The following is a 5,260-nucleotide window of genomic DNA, read 5'->3' on the forward strand; positions in this document are numbered from 1 at the left end:
CCAAAACCATTTACATCAAGCATTTAAACAAGATTTTGGACTGCGAAAGCTGAGTGAGTTATTTAATTAAATACTAGAAATATCGTCTTATATCCTTTGACCTATTGTAAATTTACAAAGATACTAGATTTTGCTGCTGTACTTATATTGTAATAAGCGGATAAATAAATTTTTCTCCTCTCTTCCTCCGCTTTTTTCACAATTTCATCTGCTTGATTAAGTTTGTTGACAAATTTTATTTGCTGTTCTTTATCTAATAGCGGAATTTCTATTGCTTTTATATCGTTAGGAGTTAATACAGTTACAATTGATCCGCTTTGGTTTGCTTCGAAGTAATATTGTCCGATTGGACTTTCGAGTATTCGTTTCACATATTCTGGTGCCACGTCATCTGTCGTAATTCGAATAATGACAAACATACTTGATACTAAAATGGTTTCTTGTATATCTGCGACAATGGCAATTTTTTGTTGGGTACCGCGGCTAGCAACTAAGATGTCACCCGGTTTTGCAGTAACCCGATCAATGTCTCTCGCTTTAATTGGAAACTTTTCAATGCGGTCAAACAAGATTTCCCCATTTTCAATATCACGGATTTGGATGACAGGGTAAACGTCACCTTCTCCACTTTCCATTTGTCTTTTCCCCGGTAAGTTGACACCGCGGACGACATCGGCAATATCACTGATTTTGACTAGATTTTCGCTTTTCTCATATTCTTTCCGATTAAACTCAACTTTGCCAAATTCTGTTTTTAGTTCGATGTTTTCAAAATAAAGGGATGGATTTAAATCGTATTGATTTTCTTCAATTTCATCGATTGAAACAATTTTGGAATAACGCTCTTCATTTTCATAGACTTCAAGAGCATGGACGATTTTTGCGATATGTTTTTCTTCTAAAAACTTCAACGTTCTTGTTCTACCATAGTCATTTTCAGCATTAATCAATTGAACTTTTCCTCGTTTTTCTGCAGATTTATTTTTATTTAAAATAAGTAGGGCAACTTGAATCCCTGTTCCTGTAAATAAATTGTCTGGTAACGCAACGATACTTTCAATGACATCATCCTTTAAAAGTATCGAGCGAATTTTTCTTTCACCACCCCCGCGGATTAACGTACCAAAGGGAACTATTAAAGCTGCTTTTCCATTGCTATTTAATGAGGACAGAGCATGGATAATAAAGGCGTAATCTCCTTGAGCCTTTGATGGTACTCCGTATAAATCAAAGCGACCATATTTATCTTCTTTAGCCTTATCATGGCCCCAATCACGAACACCAAAGGAAAAATTCATGAGGACATAATCGAATTGTTTTATCTGATCGCCATCTAACCATTTTGGATCGCGGATTGTATCTCCCAATAATAAATCCCCATTTTCTGGAATAATCCCATGGACAAACAAGTTTAACTTTCCGATTTTATACAGTTCTTCGTCTAGTTCTTGGCCAAAAACCTTCACTTCACCGTTATTCCTTTTGGCATAATGATAAGCACCTTCCATGATATTCCCAATCCCAGCTGTACCGTCGTATGCAGTTCCATTTGTAGGCTCAATGGCTTCAATCATCAATTGAATAAGTTCCTTCGGTGTAATGTCGACAATTTTCTTGCTCGTTAAATATTCTTCAATTAAGCCTTTAAAGAAGGCTACTACTGAATCTTGATTTTTATAATCATCTCGTTTTAAGCCAAAACGATTAAAAGTAATAATGATTTTAAATAGATCTTGTTCATCTATATTTTGCAATTCTTCGTCTAAGAGGACCCCATTTAATTCCGGTACAATTGTTTCTAGCTCCTTCATTAATTGAAGCATTTTTATTTTTGTTTCGGATGCGCTAGTTATTAACGTATCCCTAGTTCCAATGGATTGAAGTTGATCTTTATAGCGTGTTTTTTCCATTGCTGAAAACAAGGTATGAATTTTCAATGTAATAGCCCAAATATGATTATCTAATTTCGATTTAAATTGATTTTCAAGTTCATTATTAAATTGTAAAATCACTTGTTCCATAATGACCTCCCAATTTCTCTAAAAAGTATTTTGAATTCTTTTTTCTAATTAACCAAAAAAATTTTCTTATATTATAATGTTACCATAAGTTTATAAATCATTAAGAAATTCTTTTAAATTTTAAACTTTTTTTCACCTCGGCTTAATTGTTCTTCTACTATGTTTTTCATCCAATGATATAAACCTTTCAAATCTCCTGCAATTCGCATTGCTTCTGCTTTTTCTTTCATATTTCGTTTAAAACATTGTTTCTTAAGGGCACGAATTCCTTCTGCATGGTTGAGTAACACATTTGACATTTTTTCACAGTCAGCCAAAACTTTGATCATATCCCAATCTTCCATTTTCTCTTTCTTTGCTAAAATGTAGGCTGCATTCGTGTTCTTATTAAATTCAAAGTTCCAACGATAATGTAGTGAGAGGTCGGCTAAATATTCTTCTTGAATAATAGAAAACCAAATACCATTATAAACACCTGATAATCGAATGTTTGGTTGATGTTTTCCGTGACCATTACATCCACAAAGGGTGATGATTCCAGCTATGTTTAACGCTTTTGCCATCATAACGGTATATGGGCAATTATCTAATGTGCTAATGCGAATACCAAAACGGCGTGTAACAAAACTTCTCCACATAAAATGATAAGCCTCCATCCCTACAGGATGATCACGACCTGCAAAATGAATAATCTCGCTCACCTTTTCCGTTGGCAAATGATTCACTAATAATTGAAATTTATCATCATTCCACATAACAGGAATTTTACATTGCTCAAGTAACCATTTTAATTCTTTCACATCTTGTTCACTACCATTCACCAATGAAAAAATTCCCTTATTCTCTTCTACAAAAAATCCCCTTAAATAAAGTGCCTCAGACAATTTCTGCTCTCCACTTTTCATTTCATACTGGATAAAAGATATGTTGGCCATATATACCCCTCCGTTTTAATTCAATTCTTAATAAAAGTATTTAGAATTCTTTTTTATATTCACTACAAAAAATAATTATTTATTTTTTGCTAACGTTTGAAACCGAGATTGCAATGCTCGAGCAAGGAAATACATCGCACCTGCATTTTTCAATTCATTGTTATTATCTTTTTCAATTTTAACATCGTAAATTGCTTTCAATTTTAAATTTTTATCAATCTCCACTTTTGCCGTACCTGAATGACCATTAACTATGAATTGAATATCGACACTACTCTTTTCTCCGATTTTACTTTCATCAAATTCAACTTTTTCAATATTAATTACTGTCATCATACTTCCTCCTTGGATTATTGTTGTTTTATTTGCTTACATATATAGTTATACCATAATTATGAATTCTTGTAAAGGGTATTTTTAATATCTTTTTTATTTAAAAGTAATCCCCTTTATTTTTCGATACAAAATTTATAGTAACTTACAACCTAAATAAAAAATCCTCTTTATAAAGAGGACTTTTCATTCACTAAACAACCATACTTAATGTAGGATTGATTCTTTCATATTGCCCATTTTTTTGACAAGACTTCTTTGGATTTCCTTATAATCAAATGGCACAATTACATTTTCAGCCAGTTCACGTTTATTTTCTAATAGCTCATGCATCAATTCCTCTACTGTACCGTGAGGAAAATTGTGGTGATCGGTTGTCATGATATGATAAACAAAAACATCTTTCGTTTGCCCTATACGATAGGCTCTATCTGTCGCTTGGTTTTCAACAGCAGGATTCCACCACCGTGTATAATGAATTACATGGTTTGCACTCGTAATCGTTAAACCAACACCTGCTGCTTTTGGAGATAAAAGCATAATCCCAAAGCCAGGAGTGCGATTAAATTGACTAACTACTAGTGGTCTATTTTTCGTCCTTCCATCTATTACTGGTACAGAGATACCATACTTTTTCATAAATATCCGCTTTAGAATGGAATGAATTCCTTTAAATTCCGTGAAAATTAATACTTTCTCATTTTTTGCTTTTATTTTTTCAACAATTTCAATTAAAGCATTTAATTTTGGAATATCTTTGTACGGTAAGTTTTCGTAATCTTTAATTACAACACCAGGGTGACCATATAACTGTCTTAATTTGGTTATCATGTTTAAAATGGCAGTTTGACCAGTTTCTTTTGTTTGTAACATAGAATGAGAAATGTCTTTTTGTAATGGGGATGCTTCAACTTGTATTGGATCGTTAATGTATTTTCTCGGCATTCTATCATCCAATACTTCAGCTTTTGTTCGTCTTAAGTAAAACGGTTTAATTTCTCGTAATAATCCTTCATAGTCATCTGTTTCCTTATACTTCCGCTTAAACTCACGTAATGAACCGAGCCGTCCAGGTTGAACAAAGTCCATAATTGACCATAACTCTTCTAAACTATTTTCAACAGGTGTTCCTGTCATTGCAAGACGAAATTCGTACTTCATCGCTCGTAATGCACGAGATCTTTGACTAGAATGGGATTTAACATTTTGTGCTTCATCACAAATAATGGATTGGAAATCAATTTTCCCTAAAATAAGTTGATCGATTTTTAATGTATCATAGCTTGTCAATATAATATCAAATTGGCTAATTTGTTCCGCTGATTTATATCGTCCACTCCCTTTATGGACATAAATACTTCTGTTAAGACTCGGCGCAAATTTTCTAATTTCTTCTTGCCAATTTTCAATTAACGCTATCGGAAGAACAATTAAGGTTGGTTTAAGTTTATTTCTTTTCTGCTGTCTTAATAAAAAGGCAATAACTTGAATTGTTTTACCAAGACCCATATCATCTGCAAGTAAACCGCCTTTTCCTTGTTCTTCAAGATGACATAACCATCGGTAGCCTTGTATTTGATGTTCAAATAACGTAGCATTTAAGTTTTCAGAAATGGGTAATTTTTAAATTCAGGAGTACCCTCATCAGGTAGTTGATATTCCAATTCGTTTTCGTTATCTCTAATATCTAATGAATACTGTTTCCCAACCTTAGATTCTTCATCTTCAGGAAGATCCAATAGATCTTTTCTCATAATTGGATCAAGATAAATCCATTCACCATCATGATAAACGTATTGCTCATTAGGATGCTCTATCATCAAATCACGTAAAAATTCGGTATCGAATACCTTTGTATTTTGTTCATGAGATAGAGATTCTTCAGTACCAAACCAATTCATTTTAAATGTAAATGATAAATAGGGGCTGCTGAACGAATCACATGCAGAAAGTCATTTGAGAAATCAACCG

The 5,260-nt window shown here is 33.1% G+C and carries 5 protein-coding genes; all 5 read right to left on the minus strand.

Going from position 1 to position 5,260, the window contains the following annotated elements; all coding sequences use genetic code 11:
• Window positions 1–101: 101 nt before the first annotated feature.
• Window positions 102–2,021: an N-6 DNA methylase gene (locus tag LIZ98_RS16855; RefSeq protein WP_043988522.1), complete on the minus strand. Its 1,920-nt coding sequence runs from the start codon at window positions 2,019–2,021 to the stop codon at window positions 102–104.
• 113 nt (window positions 2,022–2,134) lie between these two features.
• Window positions 2,135–2,956: a hypothetical protein gene (locus tag LIZ98_RS16860; RefSeq protein WP_052480407.1), complete on the minus strand. Its 822-nt coding sequence runs from the start codon at window positions 2,954–2,956 to the stop codon at window positions 2,135–2,137.
• 75 nt (window positions 2,957–3,031) lie between these two features.
• On the minus strand, window positions 3,032–3,289 hold the full coding sequence (locus LIZ98_RS16865; RefSeq protein ID WP_108897353.1) for a hypothetical protein: 258 nt from the start codon (window positions 3,287–3,289) through the stop codon (window positions 3,032–3,034).
• Between the two features lie 207 nt (window positions 3,290–3,496).
• Window positions 3,497–4,903, minus strand: a complete 1,407-nt coding sequence (locus LIZ98_RS18145; RefSeq protein ID WP_227203151.1) for a DEAD/DEAH box helicase — start codon at window positions 4,901–4,903, stop codon at window positions 3,497–3,499.
• On the minus strand, window positions 4,888–5,190 hold the full coding sequence (locus tag LIZ98_RS16875; protein ID WP_227140331.1) for a hypothetical protein: 303 nt from the start codon (window positions 5,188–5,190) through the stop codon (window positions 4,888–4,890). The genes LIZ98_RS18145 and LIZ98_RS16875 overlap by 16 nt, the downstream gene beginning before the upstream one ends.
• Window positions 5,191–5,260 lie beyond the last annotated feature (70 nt).

The organism is Caldibacillus sp. 210928-DFI.2.18, assembly GCF_020554505.1.
Lineage (GTDB): Bacteria > Bacillota > Bacilli > Bacillales > Caldibacillaceae > Caldifermentibacillus > Caldifermentibacillus hisashii.